Raw genomic sequence first — 20374 nt, forward strand, 5'->3', positions numbered from 1 at the left:
CCGTAAATGCGTGAGATCCATAAAAATACGTACAAGCAGGCCGAAGAATTTTTCTCCGGCCTGCTCTCTTTTATCGCGTATCGAGTTGATTATCCCTACAGCGGGTTGAATTCCGTCTTCGTCTGGGCGAGGAATTCCTCGAAGGTCATTGAGCCGAGATCGCCCTTCGAGCGCTCGCGGACGGCGAGCGTGCCGTTTTCGGCCTCTTTCGCGCCGATGACGAGCATGTAGGGGACCTTCTGTATCTGCGCGTCGCGTATTTTTTTGCCGAGTTTCTCGTCGCGCGCGTCGATCTCCACCCGTATGCCGCACTCTTTGAGGCGTTCCGCCATCTTTTCGGCGTAGGGCAGGTAGTCGGCGGCGACGGGCAGCAGCTTCGCCTGCACCGGAGCGAGCCAGTAGGGGAAAGCGCCGGCGTAGTTTTCAATGAGGATGCCCATGAAGCGCTCGAGGCTGCCGAGGACGGTCCGATGCAGCATTACGGGGCGGTGTTCCGCGCCGTCTCTGCCGATATAGGTCATGTCAAACTTCTCGGGCATCTGGAAGTCGAGCTGTATCGTGCCGCACTGCCATGTACGTCCTATGCAGTCTTCGAGGTGGAAGTCGATCTTAGGGCCGTAGAAGGCGCCGTCGCCCGGGTTGAGCTTGTAGGGCGTGCCCGTCTCTTCAAGCGCCTCTTTGAGGCACTGTTCGGCGAGGTCCCAAAGCTTCGGGTCGCCCATCGAATCCTCGGGGCGCGTCGAGAGCTCGACATAGTATTTGAAGCCGAATACGTCCTGATAGAAGTAACGGTCAAGCTCCATGATCGCCTTGATCTCGTCTTTTATCTGCTCGGGCGTGCAGTAGATGTGCGCGTCGTCCTGCGTGAAGGCGCGCACGCGCATGAGGCCGTGCAGCGCGCCGGAGCGCTCGTGGCGGTGGACGAAGCCTAGTTCGGCCATGCGCAGCGGCAGTTCGCGGTAGCTGTGGATGTCGTTTTTATAGACAAGGATGCCGCCGGGGCAGTTCATCGGTTTGACGGCGAACGGAGCCTCGTCTATCTCCGTGAAGTACATATTTTCTTTATAGTGGTCCCAGTGTCCAGACTGGAGCCAGAGCGAACGGTCGAGGATCATCGGCGTCTTGATCTCCACGTAGCCGCGCTTGGTATGCTCCTTGCGCCAGAAGGCCTGAAGTGTGTTCATGATGACCATGCCCTTCGGGTGGAAGAAGGGGAAGCCGGGGCCTTCGTTGTGGAGGCTGAAGAGGTCGAGTTCCCTGCCGAGCTTGCGGTGGTCGCGCGCCTTGGCCTCTTCGAGACGGCGCAGATAGGCTTTAAGCTCGTCCTCCGAGCCGAAGGCGGTGCCGTAGATGCGCGTGAGCATCTCGTTCTTCTCGTCGCCGTGCCAGTAGGCTCCGGCCAGCGAGAGCAGTTTGAAGAATTTGCAGCAGCCGGTGTGCGGCACGTGCGGGCCGCGGCAGAAGTCGGCAAAGTCGCCCTCGGTATAAACGGAAAGCGTTTCGCCCTCTATGCCTTCGATCAGTTCTACTTTGAGGTCCTCGCCCATCGCGGAGAACTTCCTGACCGCCTCTTCTTTGGAAAGTTCACTGCGCACGAGCGGGATCTTTTCCTGCGATATTTTGCGCATCTCGGACTCTATCTTCGGCAGGTCGTCTTCGGAGATAGGCTTCGGGAAGCGGATATCATAGTAGAAGCCGTCTTTTATCGCGGGGCCGATGCCGAACTTGGCTTCGGGATAGAGGCGCAGCACGGCGTGCGCGAGCAGGTGCGCCGTCGAATGGCGCAGCAGGTGCAGCCCCTCTTCGCTGTCGGGAAAGAGCGGCGTGAAGATGGTGTCCTCCGTGAATACTTTGTCGCAGTCCGCAGGCTCTCCGTCAACAGCCGCGCCGACCGCCTTCTTTAAATGCCATACGTCGAGCAGCTGGCGTATCGTCGCGCTCTCCGCCTCGTAGCTTTTGCCTTCCGGTGTTGAAAAACGTGCCATAAAAATTTCTCCCTTCGTAATCAATCAAAAAGCCGCCGCCTGAAACTAATCAGGAGGCGGCTGAAATTCCGCGGTTCCACTCCATTTCGGCTTACGAAAAGCCCTCGTGCGCGCTGTACAGGGCGCGGCCCTGACGCCTTATCCTTTGGCGGCTTCGGCGTCCGCTCCGGGGTGGTCTTCAAAACTCTCGTGCGGGAAACCTTTCAGCTCCGCTTTCGCGGGGTCCCTCTCTGACGCACGTGGCTGTCCCTACTCTCCCCATCATCGCTCTGCGGTATAGAAAACCAACATCTGCGTTTATACCGCGATAAAAGGGTTTTGTCAAGCCAAATCGCGAACGGCCCGGGGCTTTCACATTACTGGGACAGCGGCGGCGTCAGCTGTGTGACAGTGATAACGCCGCTGTTATCGGTATCGTTTTTCCCGACCTCTATCGTCCCTTTGCTGGGGGAGCCGCCGGCGTTGTCCTTGTCCGCGGCATAGAGCCGTTTGCCGTTCTGTGTGACGCTGAGCCAGTCCGCGTCCTATATCTCCTTTGCCGCTTCCTTGAATTCTTCGAGGGCCTTTTTACGAAATTCCTGATCGGTGAATAGGTCGCTGGCCGTCATCGCCATTCCCTTCGCGGCGAGGAGGACGACTTCGTCCCCTCGTTCCGAAACGGCGGCTTCTCTGAATTCATCGGTGTGGGGGCCCTTGCCCTGATTTATCCGGAGATATTCGTGGATGGTCGGGACCCGGCGCGATACGTTGCCGATATCGGAGGAGCCCCTTCTTTCGTTGGGCGCGGGAAGGTTCATTTTTTCGCCGAGGCAGGTCATGTTTTCCGCGAATTTGAGCCCCATCGTCCTGTTGGGGATCGTGTCCTCGCATATTTGGCCGACCCGGGTCTTAACCTCCGCGCCAAGAAGCCCGGCGGAACATTCAGCCGCCTTCTTGATATCGGCGATCATTGCCAGCAGCTCTTTCGTATGTTCGGCTCTGAGCATAAAGGAACCGCAGGCATAGGGTGTGATGACGTTCGCCGCCTTGCCGCCCTCCCTGATGATACCGTTTACGCGCGGCGTCCAGTTGGTATTCCACCGCTGGCGCAGCACGTCTATCTGGTTAAAAAGCAGGATCAGGGCGCTGAGCGCGTTTACGCCAGAGGCCGGGTCGGAAGAATGCGCGGATTTTCCGAAATATTCAACGACCATGTCGGTGCAGGCGATGTTGCCCCGGCTGATGATGTTTTTGTTTGAGGGGTGCACCTCGAGGACGAAGTCCACGTCGTCAAAGGCCCCGTTTTTTAAAAGCGTGATCTTGCCGTCGCCCTTCTCTTCCGCGGGGCAGCCGATGACGCGTATCTCGCCGCCTTCGCCTTCAATGAATCCCGCCAGGCCGAGCGCGGCCCCCGCCGCCCCGGAGGCGATGATGTTATGGCCGCAGGCGTGGCCGATCCCCTCAAGCGCGTCGTATTCGGCGATAAAGGCCACGACGGGCCCCGCCGCCGCGCCTTTTTTGACGGCGCGGAAGGCCGTATCCATTCCGCAAAATTTTGTCTCAGTCTTAAAGCCATGTTTTTCCATGAAGGAGACGAGCGCGGCGGCGGCCGCGTATTCCTCTCCCGACAGCTCGGGATTGTCGTGGATACAGTGGCTGAGCCCGATCAGTTCGTCTTTGTATGAGTCTATTTTTTCGCAAATTTTATTTTTCACGTCGTTCATCTGCGGTCCTCCAAGCGTTTGGAAAAATCCGGCGAATCGTAATGGCAGGCCACAAGGTGGCCGTCTTTGGGGTCCCCCGTGCCGCGAAGCGGCGGCGGCGTCTTGCAGAGTTCCGTCGCGTACCGGCACCGCGTGCGGAAACGGCAGCCCTCGGGGGGATTGGCTGGGCTGGGGATATCTCCCTCCAGGATGATGCGTTCTCTTTTGTTCGCCTTGCCGACGACGGGAATGGCCGAGAGCAGGGCCTGAGTGTAGGGATGCGCCGCGGAGTTGAAGAGCTGCTCTTTGCCGGCGACCTCCATCACTTTGCCGAGGTACATTACGACCACTCTGCTGCAGATATGTTCCACGACGCTGAGGTCATGGCTGATGAAAAGGTATGTGAGCTTATACTTTTCCTGAAGTTCTTCGAGGAGGTTGAGTATCTGAGAGCGCACGGAGACGTCAAGCGCCGATACGGGCTCGTCGCAGATGATGAAATCAGGGTTCGTGGCCAGCGCGCGCGCGATGACTATGCGCTGGCGCTGCCCGCCGGAGAATTCGTGAGGGAAACGGTTCAGGTGTTCCTCGCTGAGGCCGACGATCTTGATCATCTCACGCACGCGCTCGCGGCGTTTCTCTTTGCCGCCGTAACGGCTGATGATAAGCGGCTCCTCCAATATCCGTCCCACGCGCATCTTAGGGTGCAGCGAGCCGAAGGGGTCCTGGAATACTATCTGCATTCTGCGGCGCATCACGCGCAGCTCGTCTTTTTTCTTTTTCAGAAAATCTTCTCCGCCGTATTCGATCTTCCCCGACGTCGGTTCAATGAGCCGCAAAATCGTGCGCGCCAGCGTCGACTTGCCGCAGCCGGATTCTCCTACCAGCCCGAGAGTTTCGCCGCGCCGGACCGAAAAGCTTACGTCGTCGACCGCCTTGATATAGCCGCGCGTATTCAGAAAGAGGCCGCGCCGGAGCGGGAACCACTGAGAGAGGTTTTCCACATTCAGCAGGATATCGTTCATCTTCGTCCACCGCCCATGTTATCCATTTTTATTCGGGCCGCGGTCATAAAGCCAGCATTTGACTTTATGCCCCGGCGAGATCTCGGCCAGCTCCGGCAGACACTCCACGCACCGCTGCGTGGCATGGCCGCAGCGGGGGTTAAAAACACAGCCTTGGGGAAAATTCTTCGGGCTCGGCACCGTTCCGGGAATGACGTGCAGTTTTTCGCCGCGTCCCGGATGCGGCAGCGAGTCGAGCAGCCCTTTCGTGTAGGGATGGAGCGGCCTGGAAAAGAGCTCTTCCGAAGAGGCCTCTTCCACGATCTGCCCGCAGTATACGATCACGGCCCTGGAACAGACCTCGCTGACGACGCCGAGGTCGTGCGTTATCAGCATTATCGAGGTGCCGAATTCGCGCCCGAGCTTCTTCATCAGCGTGAGTATCTGCGCCTGTATCGTCACGTCAAGCGCCGTGGTAGGCTCGTCGGCGATGAGGAGCATCGGATTGCAGGAGAGCGCCATCGCGATCATGACCCTTTGTCTCATGCCTCCGGAGAGCTGGTGCGGGTATTCGTCGATACGCTGTTCGGGCAGAGCGATATTTACCATCCGCAGCATTTCGATCGATTTTTCCCTGGCCTCTTTTTTGTTCATCCCCTGATGGAAGCGGAATACTTCCATCAGTTGTTCTCCGACCGTAAAGACCGGGTTGAGCGAGGTCATCGGCTCCTGAAAGATCATCGATATCTTGTTTCCCCTGACGGCCCGCATCTCCGCTTCGCTCAGATCCAGCAGATTGGTCCCGTCAAGCAGCACTCTCCCGGAGATGATCCCGGGGGGCGACTTGATAAGCCGCATTACGGCAAGGGCCGTCATCGACTTTCCGCAGCCGGACTCGCCGACGATGCCGACGATCTCTCCTTTGCCGATGGCGAGGCTGAAATCACGCACTATCGAGACCGTCTCGCCAAAGGATGAGAATGAAACGTTAAGGTTTTTGATCTCAAATATGTTTTCCATGATCGTCTCCCCTTAGTTGAGGCGCGGGTCCAGCGCGTCTCTAAGTCCGTCGCCAAGTATGTTGAGCGAAAGGACCGACCACAAAATAGCGAGGCCGGGAAGAAAGATCAGATAGGGCGAAGTGCTCACATGCTGGCGCGCTTCCGAAAGGATCGTGCCCCAGCTCGGTATTTCCGGCGAGAGGCCGACTCCAAGGAAGGTCAGGCTCGCCTCGCTGAGCACTGTCAGCGCCATCGCGAGCGTCAGGCGCACGATGAGGGGCGATATGCAGAGAGGGAAAATGTAGAGGAACATGATGCGCATATCGGTGGCTCCCATCGCCCTGGCGGCTTCGATGTGCTCGAACTGTTTTGCGGATATGACAGTCGTCCTCACCGTCCTCACTACGCGCGGGATCTGGGAGACCGAAAGCGCGAGGACGAGGTTGGGAATGCCCGAGCCGAGCACGGTCAGTATCACCAGCGCGAGGATCACGGTGGGAAAAGCCATCAGCCCGTCCATAAACCGCATGATTATCGTGTCGGCGAGGCTGTAATAACCGGCCAGCAGCCCCAGTACGGAGCCGATGACCCCTATCACCACGAGCACGGAGAGGGAGATCGTGAGCGAGATGCGGGCGCCGTAGACGATGCGTGAAAACACGTCGCGGCCAAACTCGTCCGTCCCGCAGAGATGCTGCGCCGAAGGCGGCTCAAGGGACTGGGTCATGGAGATCTTCGCCGGATCCTGCGTGGCGACGACGGGGGCGAAGATCGCCGTAAATACTATCATCAGGAACATGATCCCCCCGAATATCACCGCTTTGTATCTGTACCATGTTTTTGCGTAATTCATCTGGCAGCCCCCCTACTTATATTCCACACGCGGATCAAAGAACTTGTAGAGCAGGTCCACGATAAGGTTGACAAAAACATATACGAACGCGACGAAGAGGATGTGCCCCTGGATAGTCGGATAGTCGCGGCGCGCGATCGAATCAAAGGCGAGGCGTCCGATGCCGGGGATGTTGAAGACCGACTCGATGACCACGGAACCGCCCATGAGGATGGCGAATGAAATGCCCGCCTGCGTCACTATCTGGTTCGCCGCGTTCTTCAGCGCGTGATAGGCGATGACACGGTACTCCGAAAGCCCCTTCGCCTTCGCGGTACGGATATAGTCGTTATTCAGCACGTCGAGCATACTGGAGCGCGTCACCCTCGCGATGCTGGCCGAACGCTGGAGTCCCATCGCCGCCGCCGGCAGCGTCAAATACTTCAGGCTCTCCAGCAGCCCGCCTTCGCGTATCATCGAGTAGCCGACGGAGGGAAGCCATTCCAGCTTCACGGCAAAGATTATGATGAGGTTCAGCGCGAGCCAGAAACCCGGCATCGATATCCCCGTCATCGAGAGGATCATGCAGAACCTGTCGATAGGGCCGTTTCTGTGTGTGGCCGCCGTAATGCCGAGCGGCACGCCGATAAGCAGGCAGATCGTCATCGCGTAGAGCACAAGGAGGACCGTCGGCTCAAGATGGGCGGAAATCACCTGCGTCACAGGCTTGCGGTAATAGATGGAATCTCCGAGGTCTCCCCGCAGCACCTTGGAGGTCCAGCGGACAAACTGTACAGGCAAGGGCTGGTCTATTCCCAATTTTGCCTCCATACGGGTTATCTCGTCCGGCGTCGCCTCTTCGCCGAGCATCACCAGCGCCGGGTTGCCGGGGACCATTCTTATGAGGACGAACACCAGAACGGCGACTATGATAAGCGTAGGCAGCGACGAGAGCAGCCGGCGGATCGTATAATTAATCATTCACTTTCACCCCCGCGCCAGACGGTACGGCGCACATACTATTTAATATCCGCGAGGCGTATTTGTGAATACTCATTCTCGCACGGATTACAGCAGCAGAGATCCATAGTCAGGCTGTCAAGATCATATATCAGAGAAGCTACCGTCTGCCACATCTTATATGGGTCAGTCGAGCCCGTCCCCGAGTGCGGGTGCGAGCAGACGGACTCGGGATAGCCCTGATGATCGCGGAGGCATTCCTTGATATAGTCGAGGGTGATATCTCCCCTTTTCGCCTCCAGCAGCGCCCAGAGCCTCTCTCCCCTGAATTTTTTGCCGTGTGAGGTGTCGAATTCAGGATTGGAGACGATATGGTTGGCGTGAGCGACGATGCCGTTTTTCGGGTAGATCAGACCGGGATGCTTGGGGATCGCCTCTATATCGACGGCCAGGTTTTCCGCGGAGGCTATGCAGTAGTTATTGGCGACGGAACGGTGCACCGAGCTGATATATTCCGCCATTTCGGCATAGCTCTTCGAGCGCAGGACCCTCATCCTCATGAAGTTGCCGGGGATGCCGAGGTCGTGTTCGTCAAATGATGAGTGGAGGCTGTTTGAAGCCAGCCCGATACCGTGTGAGTTCATCCCGTTGCGCAGAAGCTGCCCCGCTTCCGTGAGCCCGATGATCTTCGTACCGTCCTCCAGCTTCATCCCCAGCACTACCGAATGGCGCACCACCATCGCGTGCTGATCCCAGTTCTGCCCGACATAGACTTTTTTATCCTTCGACGCCTCGCGCAGCACCGCGAACGATGTGCATTCCCCCGGGGCGCTTGCGCCCGCGGGGTAGTGCAGTATTTCGTAACGCGTGTTCAGCACCATGATGTCTTCAAAATCATACCCCGACCCCGCCGCCACACCGCGCAGCATCTCCGTTTCCTGCGGCAGGGCTCCCGAAACGAGAGGTATATATTCGCAGGCGTCCTTTCTGGCCTCTTCCCAGGAGAGGTTCCTTAAGGTCATAAAGTGCTTCTTGTAAGAGTCGAGGCAGAGGCCGATCTCTTGCCGCGTCCGCCTCCCGTATTCCTCACCGCGCCCAAAACTGTCCGGCGCGGTGAGAAAAATTGTTTTGAACTTCATCATTTCTGATCCAGCCACGTATTCCAGTAGTACTTCGTCGTCGTCGTGAACATGCCATGCACATTGCTGCGGGCAACGATCGCGACCCTGCGTTCGCCGTAGGTGATAAAGGGAAGCTCTTCGTAGAAGACCTTTGTCAGATCTTTCCACGCCTTATAGCGGACCTTGAAATCGCCCTCGTTCTGAAGAATGGCCGCATACTTCGACTTCTTCGGCGAAGCGTAGGCTCCGCACCATGTGTCGTCCATGATCGAGATCAGCGTGGGGTCCAGCTTGGCGGTGAGACCGGCGCTGAAAATATCATACTTGTCATGCTGTGTGCGGTACTGCTGGAGCGTCGGGTTGTCATATACCTGAAGGTCGATCTTGATGCCGGCCGGTTTGACCATCTGCTGTATCAGCAGCGCGGTCTTGTAGAAATAATCGTTGGCTTTCGTGGTGATGAATACGAGAGGCTTTCCGTCGTAGGACGAGGCCTTCAGATATTCCGCCGCCTTTTTGAGGTCGGGCTTGTTGTATTTTCCAAGGCTCTCGCTCGTCCACCAGCGGCTGCTCTTCGGCATGAGCCCAGGGTTGAGGTAATAGAGCGATTTATCTCCCTGCGCGGCCAGCATCAGCTCATTCATGTCAAGGCAGGCCAGGATCGCGTTTCTCAGGTTGACGTCAGTGGCGCGCCCCTTCTTGCAGTTGAACATCGCGCATGGCATGATACCGAGGTCCACCGTCTCGACCTTAAGTTTCGGATCTTTCTTTAAAACCTCAAGCATGTTTGAGGGGACGCCGAGGCCGATATGATATTCTCCGGTCTGTACCCCGGTGATCCTCGCCGTCTTGTCGGAGACGGGGTAGAAGAGGATTTCGTCGGTATAGCCGTGTTTTGTCCCGGCGAGGCCGGAGGCCTTCGTCTCAAAGGGAACGTATCCGGCAAACTTCTTGAGCGTGATGAAGCGGCCCGACTGATGATCTTTGAACTGGTAAGGGCCGGTGCCGATGAGGTCCTTATTTTCAACCTGGGCTGAGGCGTATTTCTCGCAGATATTCTTCGGCATGATATAAAGCCCTCTGTCCCACGAAGACATGAAGGTCAGGGCGAGAGGCGTCGGTTTGCTGAAGGTAAATACAAGCTTATCGCCGGCGACGCGCATCTCTTTCAGATTGGCCGCGACCTGCGTCTTGGCGGCGTTGACGTTGGCGAGCCAGCGGACCGCCGAGGCTTCCACGTCTTTGATCGTAACTTCCTTATTATTCTGGAACTTCACGCCTTTTCTGACGGCGAGTTCGACGGTCTGCCCCTTGTCTTTAACGGTATAGGTGCAGACGCAGGGATAAATGGCTCCCTTGGCGTCGGCGGCAACCGCCGTTTCAAAGATATGAGCCGCCGGTATCTGCCCGGGCTCGCTGCTCTCAAATATAGGATCAAGCGACGGCGGGTCTGAATTGATCGTAGTCTTCAGCTTGCCTCCGTATACGGGGGCGTCCCCCGCCGATGCCGCCGAGACCGCCATAAACATGGCGAGCACCAGCAGCGATACAAAAAAAACAGCACTCTTACCTTTCATCATAACTCCTCCTCAGTTTTTATATATTACCTGGCGGAACATTAAATTGATGCCGTTTTCATACAATTTCATATTAAAAATTTATTCTATTTAACCGGCTTTGCCTCTTATGTTTGTTTTATTATAGGTATGTGCTAATATATGTCTAATATTTATTTGTTATCGCCTCTATAACTTTTAGTTTCGCAGTCTTTGGAGGATAGGCTTTGGACATAAACAGGTATATCTACATAAGCGCCGTCGCCGCGCTGCAAAATCTCACAAAGGCGGCGGAGGAACTTCATATATCCCAGCCCGCGCTGACGAAAGCCATCCGCAGGACAGAGGAAGAGACCGGCGTGCAGCTCTTTGAACGCAGGTCAAATTCCCTGCGCCTCACCTACGCCGGCGAGCGCTTCCTCAACGGGGCAAAAAATCTCATCGAGGCGAAAAATATGCTTGACAGGGAGATGCTCCAGATCGCCTCGGGACAGCGGGGCAAAATATCCCTGGGCATCCATCCCGAAATAGCCGCCTCATGGCTCCCCAAGATGCTGCCGGAGTTCGCCGTGAGATATCCCGACATCGAAATAGAGATAATCGAGGCCACCAGTGAACACTTCGCCGCCAAGATCCTCGACGGCACGATGGATTTCTGTATATATACGCTGCCGGTATATTCGGACGAGCTTGACTATGAAATACTCGGAGAGACGCCGATACTGCTCGTATCTTCGGAAACACACCCCTTCGCTAAGGATATCGCTCTCGCGGAAAACAGCCCCAATAAGCCCTTCCTGCTGGACCCGCAAAGAATGAACGGCGAGCGTTTCCTGACGATCACGAAGGGCCGCGGCATGCAATATGTGGGCAAGCAGATATTCGAGAAACACGGCATAAAGGTCAACGTGGTACTGCGCCTGGAAAGCAGCAACGCCGTCAGCCAGCTTGCGGCATCAGGCTTCGGAATGTGCTTCGCCACCTTCAAAACCTGCGAGGAATTAAAGATGAAGGCTGACCTCAATCCCGTCTTCTACACGCTCGACAACCCCGTATATACGAGAAAGACGATGATCGCCTATAAAAAGGGCTGCCGCCTCTCCCTTCCGGCAAGGACCATGATCGAAATGGTCAAGCGGGCCGGGAGACAAAGGCCCCAAAGGATCATCAACGTCGACCGCGGCGAAAAAAGCGCAATATAGCACCGTCACGGCCCCCAAACAAAGCCAGCGTCTGCGGAAGAAAAGCCCTCCATGAAAATATCCCCCGGCTGTCACTGCATCCGGGGGATAAAATTATTGAAGGTATCTCTTACTTCTTAAGTTATTACGCGCGGGAGCGCGGTATTATTTCTTTCCCGTGCTGCCGAAGCCTCCGGCGGCTCGCTCCGTCTCTCCGAGTTCCGGCGCGGCTTCAAGCTCCGCGCGCGTCACGGCGGCGAAGACTATCTGCGCGATGCGGTCGCCCGGCTCGATCGTAAAGTCTTCTTTGCCGAAGTTCGCAAGGATGACGCGTATCTCGCCGCGGTAATCCGAATCGATCGTGCCGGGGGTGTTGAGCACCGTCACACCGTGCTTGAGAGCGAGGCCGCTGCGCGGGCGCACCTGCGCCTCGCAGCCCTCCGGCATCTCAAGGTAGAGCCCCGTCCCCACACAGCCGCGTTCGCCGGCTTTTATCACTGCGGCTTCATTGGCGCGGATGTCCATCCCGGACGAGCCGGGAGTCGCGTAGGCGGGAAGGGAGACTCCATCGGCCGCCTTGACTTTTACGGATATCTTTTCCATTTTTATTTTAGTTCTTGCGGTCTCTCTCGAAACGGCGCGCCGGGCGGCCCTGTCCGTCGCCGTCGCCGCGCGGACGGTCATGTCTGCGGTCTCCGCGGTCACGATCTCCCCTGTCGCGGTCTCCGCGGTCGCGTCCGCCGCCGTCACGGCGTTCTCCGCCGCCCTTCGGGAACTGCGAGTATCTCTCTTCGCGCTCCTTTTCCACCGGCACCTGCTCCGCAAATTCAGGATCTAGGGCAAGCTCGTCGAGCTTATCGAGGATGCGCTTGCGGCTGAGGTTGACGCGGTGCATGTCGTCTATCTCCTTCACCGTCACGAGCACCCTGTCGCCGATCTCAAAGGCGTCCTCCAGCGTCGGCACACGATAGTTGCTGATCTCGCTGACGTGGAGCAGCCCCTCTTTGCCGGGCAGGACTTCGATGAAGACGCCGAAGGAGAGCATCCTCGTCACGGTGCCGACGAAGGTCTCGCCCGCCTCAACTTCACGGACGATGTCTTTTATGATCTTAACGGCCATCTGGGCCGCGTCGTCGTTGACCGCCGCGACGCTGACTCTGCCGCTGTCCTCGACGTCGACCTTGGCGCCGGTCTGCTGGACTATGCCGCGGATCGTCTTTCCGCCGGAGCCGATGACGTCGCGGATCTTTTCAGGATCGATATTGAAGGTGACGATCTTCGGAGCCGTCGGCGAGAGTTCGGGGCGCGGGGCCGCGATCGCGGCGTCCATTATGTCCAATATCTGGAAACGTCCCTTCTTTGCCTGCGAGAGGGCCTCCGTGAGTATGCCGCGGGTGATGCCGCCAGCTTTGTTGTCCATCTGCAGCGCCGTTACGCCGTCGCGCGTGCCGGCGACTTTGAAGTCCATATCGCCGTAGTGGTCTTCAAGGCCCTGAATGTCGGTGAGGATGCAAACCTGCCCGGCGTCGGCGATGAGTCCCATCGCGATGCCGGCGACGGCCTTTTTAACGGGAACGCCGGCCGCCATCATCGAAAGGCTGCCGCTGCATACGGAGGCCATCGAGCTGGAACCGTTCGATTCCAGGATATCGGAGACCTGGCGCACGACGTACGGGAATGATTCGTCATCGGGGAATACGGCGCGCAGCGAACGCTCCGCGAGCGCTCCGTGGCCTATCTCACGGCGTCCGGGACCGCGCATCGGGCGCACTTCGCCCACAGAGTACGGCGGGAAGTTGTAATGAAGGATGAATCTCTTTGACGGTTCGTCGAGCTTGAGGCCGTCCATCATCTGATCGTCCAGCCCTATCATTCCAAGGGTGGTTACTCCGAGCGACTGGGTCTCGCCGCGCGTGAAGAGCGCCGAACCGTGCGTCATCGGCAGGATGTCGATCTCGCAGGTGATCGGGCGAAGTTCGTCCATCGCGCGTCCGTCCGCGCGCTTCCTGTCTACCACGAGCAGCTTGCGGACCGCTTTCTTGACCATCTCGTCCATCAGCGAGGCGATATACTTAGCCGAGTCGGGATAGCTTTCGGCAAACCGGTCCTCGGCCTTCTGCTGGGCCGCGGCGATCGCGGCGCCGCGCGCCTGCTTCTGGTTGATCTGTACAGCCTCGTATATTTCGTCGGTGAGGTTTTCCTTCACCCAATCGTCTATTTCCTCAATTACCGCGGGCGCGGGAAGCTGTGCTTTCGGCTTGCCGATCTCGGCGACGACGCCGTCGATGAAGTCCACGATCTTGCGGACCGCTTCGTTGGCGAGCTCCATGGCGTCGACGAGCAGGTCTTCCGAGACCTCTTTCGCGCCGGCCTCGACCATCGTGATGCCGCCCCTGTGTCCGGCTACCACGAGATCCAACGTGCTGTTCGCGATGTCGGCCTCGTCCGGGTTCACGACGAGTTCTCCGTTGACGCAGCCGATGCGCACCGCCCCTATCGGGCCGTCCCAGGGGATGTCGGAGATCGCGAGCGCGAGCGAAGCGCCGTTGATGCCGAGGATGTTCGCGGGATTTTTCTGGTCTACTGACATGACGGTCGCTACGACGTGCACGTCGTTCCTCATCCATTCGGGGAAGAGGGAGCGGATCGAGCGGTCGATCATGCGTCCGCTGAGGATCGCCGTCTCGGAGGGGCGTCCCTCGCGCTTTATGAATCCGCCCGGAACTTTACCGGCGGAATAGTAACGTTCTTCGTAATCTACGAGCAGAGGGAAAAAGTCGAGTCCCTCGCGCGCCTTCTCGGCAAGCACGGTCGTCACGAGCAGCGCCGTGTCTCCATGTTTCGCGAGCAGCGCGGCGTTTGCCTGCTTCGCGAGGCGTCCCACTTCAAAGGACATCTTTTTCCCATATAAATCAAGTTCAAAAGTCTGTTTCATTTTCTTCCTCCTACCTTTTTTCCCTTTTATCTTCAACAATAGAAGGATAACACAAAAAAACAAAAAATGGCGAAAGGATATACCTTTCGCCATGCGAATCTTTGTAATTTTGCGTGATTTTGATTAGTGGCGCAGTCCGAGGCGCTGGATGAGCGTCTGATAACGCATAAAGTCCTTCTTCTTGAGGTACTGCAGAAGCTTGCGGCGCTTTCCGACCATAATGAGAAGGCCGCGGCGGCTGTGGAAGTCCTTCTTGTGCTCTTTCATGTGGGCCGTCAGCTCGCGGATACGCGCCGTGAGGACCGCCACCTGCACCTCTGTGGAACCGGTGTCCGCGTCGTGGGTCTTATACTCTTCGATTATCGACTGTTTTTTCTCTTTCTCGATCATTTCGATCACTCCATTCTGAGCCTGCTGCGCTCGATTTCCCTTAACTCAGGCAGGTATAAAGACGCCTGTCCGTGTAAAGGGCTCATGTATATTATCAGAAAGAGGCCGAAAATGGCAAGCTTTTTATTTGAGATCGCCATGTCCCGGCATATTGGCAATAGATTATTGCTCTTCGGCAAAAAATTCCATTGACTCGCCCCGCCTGTATTTATAGAATTTTATTAATCATTAACAAAATGAATCCCAATGTAAACGGAAAGGGGCAATACGGCTATGGCGAAGTACATCATGGCATTGGACGCGGGAACCACCAGCAACCGCTGCATCCTCTTCAACGAAAAGGGCGAGATCTGCAGCGTTGCGCAGAAGGAGTTCACCCAATACTATCCGCAGGCAAGCTGGGTAGAGCATGACGCGAATGAGATTTGGGCCACGCAGCTTGGCGTCGCCATCGAGGCGATGGCCAAGATCGGCGCGAGATCGACGGATATCGCCGCGATCGGCATCACGAACCAGCGCGAAACGACCGTGGTATGGGACAAGAACACCGGAGAGCCTGTCTGCCACGCCATCGTCTGGCAGTGCCGCAGGACTTCGGAGTATTGCGACAACCTTAAGGAAAAAGGGCTGGGCGACGTATTCAGGGAGAAGACGGGCCTCGTCATCGACGCCTACTTCTCCGGCACGAAGCTCCGCTGGATACTGGAGAACGTTCCCGGCGCGCGCGAACGCGCGGAAAAGGGAGAGCTGCTCTTCGGGACGATAGACACCTGGCTCATCTGGAAGCTCTCCGGCGGCAAGATCCACGTGACGGACTACTCAAACGCTTCGCGCACGCTGCTTTATAATATAAGGGAACTTAAATGGGACGACGAGATCCTCGCCGAACTCAATATCCCCAAGTGCATGCTCCCCGAGGTGAGGCCGTCGAGCGCCGTCTACGGCGAAACGGACGAGGCCCTCTTCGGAGCGCCGGTGAAGATCGCCGGCGCCGCGGGCGACCAGCAGGCGGCGCTTTTCGGCCAGGCCTGCTTCACGCCGGGCGAGGCGAAGAATACCTACGGCACCGGCTGCTTCATGCTGATGAACATCGGCGACGAGATAAAATATTCTAAGAACGGGCTCGTCACGACGATCGCCTGGGGCCTTGAGGAGGGCAAAGTCTCCTACGCCCTCGAAGGCTCGATCTTCGTCGCCGGCGCGGCGATCCAATGGCTCCGCGACGAGCTTAAGATCGTCGATACGTCGCCGGACTCCGAATACTACGCGGCAAAGGTCGCCGACACAAACGGCGTCTATGTCGTTCCCGCCTTCGTCGGGCTCGGCGCGCCGTATTGGGATCAGTACGCGCGCGGCACGATCGTCGGGCTGACGAGGGGCGCGAACAAATCGCATCTCATCCGCGCGACGCTTGAGTCGCTCGCCTACCAGACCTACGACGTCCTCAAGGCGATGGAGGAGGACAGCGGCATCAGCCTCGCGGCTCTCAAAGTCGACGGCGGCGCCTGCAAGAACAATTTCCTCATGCAGTTCCAGTCAGACGTGATACAGGCTCCCGTGCGCCGCCCGATGTGCGTCGAGACGACGGCGATGGGCGCGGCTTACCTCGCCGGGCTCGCGGTGGGATACTGGAAGACGAAGGACGACGTCCTAAGCAACTGGGCCATCGACAACGAATTCAAGCCGGAGATGTGCCCCGAGAAGGCGGACAAACTTATCAGCGGCTGGAAAAAGGCGGTCAAGTGCTCCTTCGGCTGGGCCAAGGACTGACCGGCACAGACAACCGGTTCCAGCAACGGCGGTACAAAAACAAAAGTTTCATATCACGCCGCGCCGCGGCGAATATTACATCGTCAACAAAAAATACGCCGGCTGTTTCAACGCCGCGATATTCCAGCTCCCGACAAGAATGGGAAAGGGCATCCTCGTCGCCCCGACCGTGGACGGCGCTAAGAGGAACGACGGGACAGCTCCCCGTCCATATCGGGGATATCATGATAAAGGGAGTCTGCGGAACGGAGGCAGACGTCGTAGCGACAAAAGAACTATACTAAAATGCAAAAATTTCAATATATCAACGGAGGCGAGCGGCATAAATTCTCCGCCTCCGGCTATTTTTATGTGTCAAAAAGGATTTTTTATGTTATAAATATTGGTAATGTACCATTTTGAATTGCGTAAAATTAAGCGCCACAACAATGTTTTACGGAGGAGATCATCACCATGCCATCACCATGGAACCTGCCCAATATGCTGAGCCTGTCGAGGGTATTTCTCGTGCCGGTCATACTGGTCTTTCTGACGCTGCGGACACAGTTCGGGTTCATCGAGGGAGTAAATATCGGAGACCTCATCGCGGGGCTGGTATTCATAATCGCTTCGATAACCGACGCCGCCGACGGGCATATCGCGCGCAAGAGAAATCTTGTGACAAATATGGGAAAATTTATCGACCCTCTGGCCGACAAGATACTTGTCATCGCCGTATTGACGGCGCTTGTCGAGCTTCACCGTTTCCCTGCCTGGATGGTAGTCGTTATCGTCTCGCGCGAGTTCATCGTATCCGGCCTGCGAATGGTCGCCGCCTCCGAGGGAGTGGTGATCGCCGCTTCGAAGGGCGGGAAATTGAAGACAGTCACCCAGATCATAGGCATCGTTATGCTCATCTTCAACATCCCCTACGCGATGGCGGTAATGTGGGTCGCCGTCATCCTCACGGTATGGTCCGGCGTCGACTATGTCGTAAAGGGAGCGGATCTGCTCAATTAAGCTTGCCGGAGAAAAATGACGGGGCCGCCGGGACTAAAAACGAACCGGCGGCCTCTCTTTGTGTCAGGATCGAAGAGTAATTTCGCGCGGTGAACCGTCCGTGCTTTCACGCGCGAAAGACGGGAGCGGCTGCGCCGGCCTACAACTTTACTTTGGATTCCGTACCGTTTCTCAGCCGCACGATGTTCGCCCGGTGGCGCCACACCGACAGGAAAGCGAGAAAAAACGAAGCCGCCGTGTAGGGACGCGGCATTCCAAAACAGGCGGTGAGCCCCGCGGCGGCGAGCAGTCCGACCATCGAGGCCACGGAGACATATTTCGTGATCTTCATGACCGCGTACCAGATAATGCCGCCGATTATGGCCGGCCATGGCATGAAAAAGTTATAAAACCCGATCACCCCGAAGGTGGTCGCGACCCCCTTGCCGCCCCTGAAACCCAGCCAGACCGGGAAATTATGTCCCAGCACCGCGCAGAGCCCCGTAAGCGCCAGCACCGCGGGGTCCGGAACGAAACATGAGGCGGCAAGGACCGCAAAGCCGCCCTTGAGCATATCAAAAACGGCTACGGCCACGGCCCACCTTTTCCCCATCAGTCTGCCTACATTGGTCGCTCCGATATTGCCGGAGCCGAAACCGCGAATGTCGGCCCCTTTTATATATTTGGCGACAAGAAAGCCGGACGGGCACGACCCGGCAAGATATCCGATAAGGGCCCATATAGCAGTTGTCATATGATCATCTCCACATGAAATTTTATGATGATAACAGTCCCATTGTCACAATAAATTTTACGATAGAGAGAAATGCAAGTCAAATGAGGCGGAACAAGCCCAAAGGAGCATGGGAGGCTGACGGCGGAGTGCGGCCGGCGCGAAAAACCCGATCACACAAAGATCCTTATAATTGTATTTTACTGTATTTTAAATTAATATTCGCAAAACAAAATATATCATAAATATTCGCTGATAAACATATTTTTCCCGCCGGGACCAAAAACACGGACACAACTTATATCCGCCGCGTATCCACGGATATTTTTGACAGGCTTTCCCGACCCGCACTTAAAGCAAGTTTATTGAATAGATTTATTTCAATAATAAATTTATTTTTTAGATATATTGATATAAATATTCAAAATAACGTAAATAAATAAACACGAACATCGCTATAATAATGAAAAGTTAAGAATGCCTACGGGGCAGAATGGTATCAAAGCTATCGGCAGTGAAACTTTATATTCTTAAAAAATTTAACACGCTCATTTTTTGATAATACCGCAAAAGGGAGGAGGCGTTACTGTATCGTCCGAAGTACGGCAAGAGCCGTGGGCAATCCAATCTTAGACACCATGAAGGGAGATTCGGAATATGAGTACAGTCAGTCATGAACCACGAAGACCATCTTTGATTTTATCAATAGGCGTTTTTCTCGCAATTGCGGCGTTAATAGCGGCGGCAGTCCTTGTATGGGAGACGGACATACATATCGTCCTCATCATGGGAGCGCTTCTCGCCGGGATCATCGGCGTGTTTTATCTGGGCTATGATTATCTCACGATCGAGAAGGGCGTTATTGACGGCATCATGGTGGGCATGCAGGCATGCCTTATTCTTTACACTGTCGGGCCGCTCATCGGTACGTGGATCTGCAGCGGCGTCGTTCCGAGCATGATCTATTATGGACTTTCAATACTGTCTCCATCCATATTCCTCTTCGCGACGCTCTTCATCTGCTCCATCGTCTCGCTGGCGACCGGCACCTCGTGGGGCACCTCCGGAACGGTCGGCATCGCGCTCCTCGGTATTGCGATGGGACTCGGCATTCCGGCTCCGGTCACGGCGGGCATCATAATATCGGGAGCATATTTCGGCGACAAGATGTCGCCCCTCTCTGATACGACCAACCTCGCTCCCGGCGTCGCCGGAACCGACCTCTTCCAGCATATCCGCGCGATGTGCTGGACCACCGGCCCCACATACGTCATAGTCGTCGTCATCACGCTGGTGATCGGCAGCCGCTATGCGGGCGGAACGCTCGATTACGCGAAGATCGAAGCGATACAAAGCATAATCGCGGCGGAATTCTGGGTCAGCCCGATAACGCTCATCGCTCCGATCGCGGTCATCGCCCTCTCCGCGATGCGCAAACCGGCTCTCCCCGCCCTATGGGTAGGTATCTTCATTTCAGTTGTATTCGCGCTCGTTGAGGGCGTGAACTTCGGAGACATATTAAACATCATGCAGAACGGATATGTCCCCGTACTCTCGGCCGAGATCGCGGGTGCCGCGGAAGACGCGGCCGCTCTCGCAAAAGTGCTCTCCGAGAACAGCATCAGCATCGATCCTAAGGTCGCCGTCGAAGCGGCGAACGACATCGTGTCGCTTATGGAGCGCGGCGGCCTCCAGTCGATGAACTGGACGATCTCCCTCATCCTCTGCGCCTTCACCTTCGGCTCGACAATGGACGCCTGCGGCTTCCTCAAGGTCATGCTCGAGGCGATCATGAAGCCGATCAAATCGGTCGGCGGGATGATCACGGCGGTCATCATGTCATGCTTTGTCTGCGACATATTCCTCGGAGACCAATACCTGTCGATCGCGATGCCGGGAACAATGTTCAAATCGGCGTTCGACAAATCAGGGCTGCATCCGAGGATGCTTTCCCGCTCGCTTGAGGACGCCGGTACGCTGCTCTCCGTCCTCATACCCTGGAACACCTGCGGCGCATACCATACGGGAGTGCTTGGCGTCCCGACATTCCAATATCTGCCTTACGCCTTCCTGAACTACCTGAACCCGATAGTGGCGATAGTCATGACGTACATGGGTATAGGCATATTCTGGCGCGGCAAGAACGGCGAGCCTGTGAGGGGCGGAAAGACGCGCCCGGCTGACCTGGTCTAAAGGCGGCCCCTGCCCGCATTAAGAGACAACAAGGACATCAACACACCACAAAG

The 20374-nt window shown here is 56.6% G+C and carries 16 protein-coding genes; 4 read left to right on the top strand and 12 right to left on the bottom strand.

Annotated features, from left to right (window positions below; all coding sequences use genetic code 11):
- Positions 1-95: 95 nt before the first annotated feature.
- The 8 genes from thrS to CLOEV_RS09940 form a co-directional block, all read right to left on the bottom strand.
- Entirely contained in the window at positions 96-1985 is a 1890-nt protein-coding gene (thrS, locus tag CLOEV_RS09905; RefSeq protein ID WP_008712594.1) for a threonine--tRNA ligase, read from the bottom strand.
- 524 nt (positions 1986-2509) lie between these two features.
- Positions 2510-3688, bottom strand: coding sequence for an amidohydrolase (locus CLOEV_RS09910; RefSeq protein ID WP_034443462.1), 1179 nt, complete (start codon positions 3686-3688; stop codon positions 2510-2512).
- Entirely contained in the window at positions 3685-4692 is a 1008-nt protein-coding gene (locus CLOEV_RS09915) for an ABC transporter ATP-binding protein (RefSeq protein WP_034443464.1), read from the bottom strand. Before CLOEV_RS09915 ends, CLOEV_RS09910 begins: the two co-directional genes overlap by 4 nt.
- Before the next feature lie 18 nt (positions 4693-4710).
- Positions 4711-5691, bottom strand: coding sequence for an ABC transporter ATP-binding protein (locus CLOEV_RS09920; protein ID WP_084482306.1), 981 nt, complete (start codon positions 5689-5691; stop codon positions 4711-4713).
- A 12-nt stretch (positions 5692-5703) separates the two neighbouring features.
- The gene (locus tag CLOEV_RS09925; RefSeq protein WP_008712598.1) at positions 5704-6525 is read right to left on the bottom strand and encodes an ABC transporter permease; all 822 of its coding nucleotides are present in this window, start codon (positions 6523-6525) and stop codon (positions 5704-5706) included.
- Positions 6526-6537: 12 nt separating this feature from the next.
- Entirely contained in the window at positions 6538-7485 is a 948-nt protein-coding gene (locus CLOEV_RS09930) for an ABC transporter permease (protein ID WP_008712599.1), read from the bottom strand.
- Positions 7486-7523: 38 nt separating this feature from the next.
- Positions 7524-8606: a C45 family autoproteolytic acyltransferase/hydrolase gene (locus CLOEV_RS09935; protein ID WP_034443468.1), complete on the bottom strand. Its 1083-nt coding sequence runs from the start codon at positions 8604-8606 to the stop codon at positions 7524-7526.
- Positions 8603-10165 (bottom strand): ABC transporter substrate-binding protein, encoded by a 1563-nt coding sequence (locus CLOEV_RS09940; RefSeq protein WP_156938397.1) that lies wholly within the window; start codon positions 10163-10165, stop codon positions 8603-8605. The genes CLOEV_RS09935 and CLOEV_RS09940 overlap by 4 nt, the downstream gene beginning before the upstream one ends.
- Before the next feature lie 203 nt (positions 10166-10368).
- Here CLOEV_RS09940 and CLOEV_RS09945 point away from each other — a divergent pair, with 203 nt between their 5' ends.
- Entirely contained in the window at positions 10369-11343 is a 975-nt protein-coding gene (locus CLOEV_RS09945; RefSeq protein WP_034443470.1) for a LysR family transcriptional regulator, read from the top strand.
- A 144-nt stretch (positions 11344-11487) separates the two neighbouring features.
- Here CLOEV_RS09945 and dut read toward each other — a convergent pair whose 3' ends face one another.
- From dut to rpsO, 3 genes are all read right to left on the bottom strand, one after another.
- Positions 11488-11925 carry a dUTP diphosphatase gene (gene dut / locus CLOEV_RS09950; protein WP_008712607.1) on the bottom strand — a complete coding sequence of 146 codons (438 nt, stop codon included), beginning with the start codon at positions 11923-11925 and terminating at the stop codon, positions 11488-11490.
- 7 nt (positions 11926-11932) lie between these two features.
- A complete protein-coding gene (locus CLOEV_RS09955; protein ID WP_008712609.1) occupies positions 11933-14257 on the bottom strand; it encodes a polyribonucleotide nucleotidyltransferase in 2325 nt (774 codons plus the stop codon).
- 123 nt (positions 14258-14380) lie between these two features.
- A complete protein-coding gene (gene rpsO / locus CLOEV_RS09960) occupies positions 14381-14647 on the bottom strand; it encodes a 30S ribosomal protein S15 (RefSeq protein ID WP_008712610.1) in 267 nt (88 codons plus the stop codon).
- A gap of 273 nt (positions 14648-14920) precedes the next feature.
- Between rpsO and glpK the strand changes: the two genes are divergently transcribed.
- Both glpK and pgsA read left to right on the top strand, forming a co-directional pair.
- Positions 14921-16417: a glycerol kinase GlpK gene (gene glpK, locus CLOEV_RS09965; protein WP_034443471.1), complete on the top strand. Its 1497-nt coding sequence runs from the start codon at positions 14921-14923 to the stop codon at positions 16415-16417.
- 453 nt (positions 16418-16870) lie between these two features.
- On the top strand, positions 16871-17416 hold the full coding sequence (gene pgsA, locus CLOEV_RS09970; RefSeq protein ID WP_008712612.1) for a CDP-diacylglycerol--glycerol-3-phosphate 3-phosphatidyltransferase: 546 nt from the start codon (positions 16871-16873) through the stop codon (positions 17414-17416).
- A 139-nt stretch (positions 17417-17555) separates the two neighbouring features.
- Here pgsA and plsY read toward each other — a convergent pair whose 3' ends face one another.
- Positions 17556-18149: a glycerol-3-phosphate 1-O-acyltransferase PlsY gene (gene plsY, locus CLOEV_RS09975; RefSeq protein ID WP_008712613.1), complete on the bottom strand. Its 594-nt coding sequence runs from the start codon at positions 18147-18149 to the stop codon at positions 17556-17558.
- 636 nt (positions 18150-18785) lie between these two features.
- Here plsY and nhaC point away from each other — a divergent pair.
- Positions 18786-20321 carry a Na+/H+ antiporter NhaC gene (gene nhaC / locus CLOEV_RS09980; RefSeq protein WP_008712614.1) on the top strand — a complete coding sequence of 512 codons (1536 nt, stop codon included), beginning with the start codon at positions 18786-18788 and terminating at the stop codon, positions 20319-20321.
- Positions 20322-20374: the final 53 nt, after the last annotated feature.

This window comes from Cloacibacillus evryensis DSM 19522, from assembly GCF_000585335.1.
In the GTDB taxonomy this organism is placed as follows: domain Bacteria; phylum Synergistota; class Synergistia; order Synergistales; family Synergistaceae; genus Cloacibacillus; species Cloacibacillus evryensis.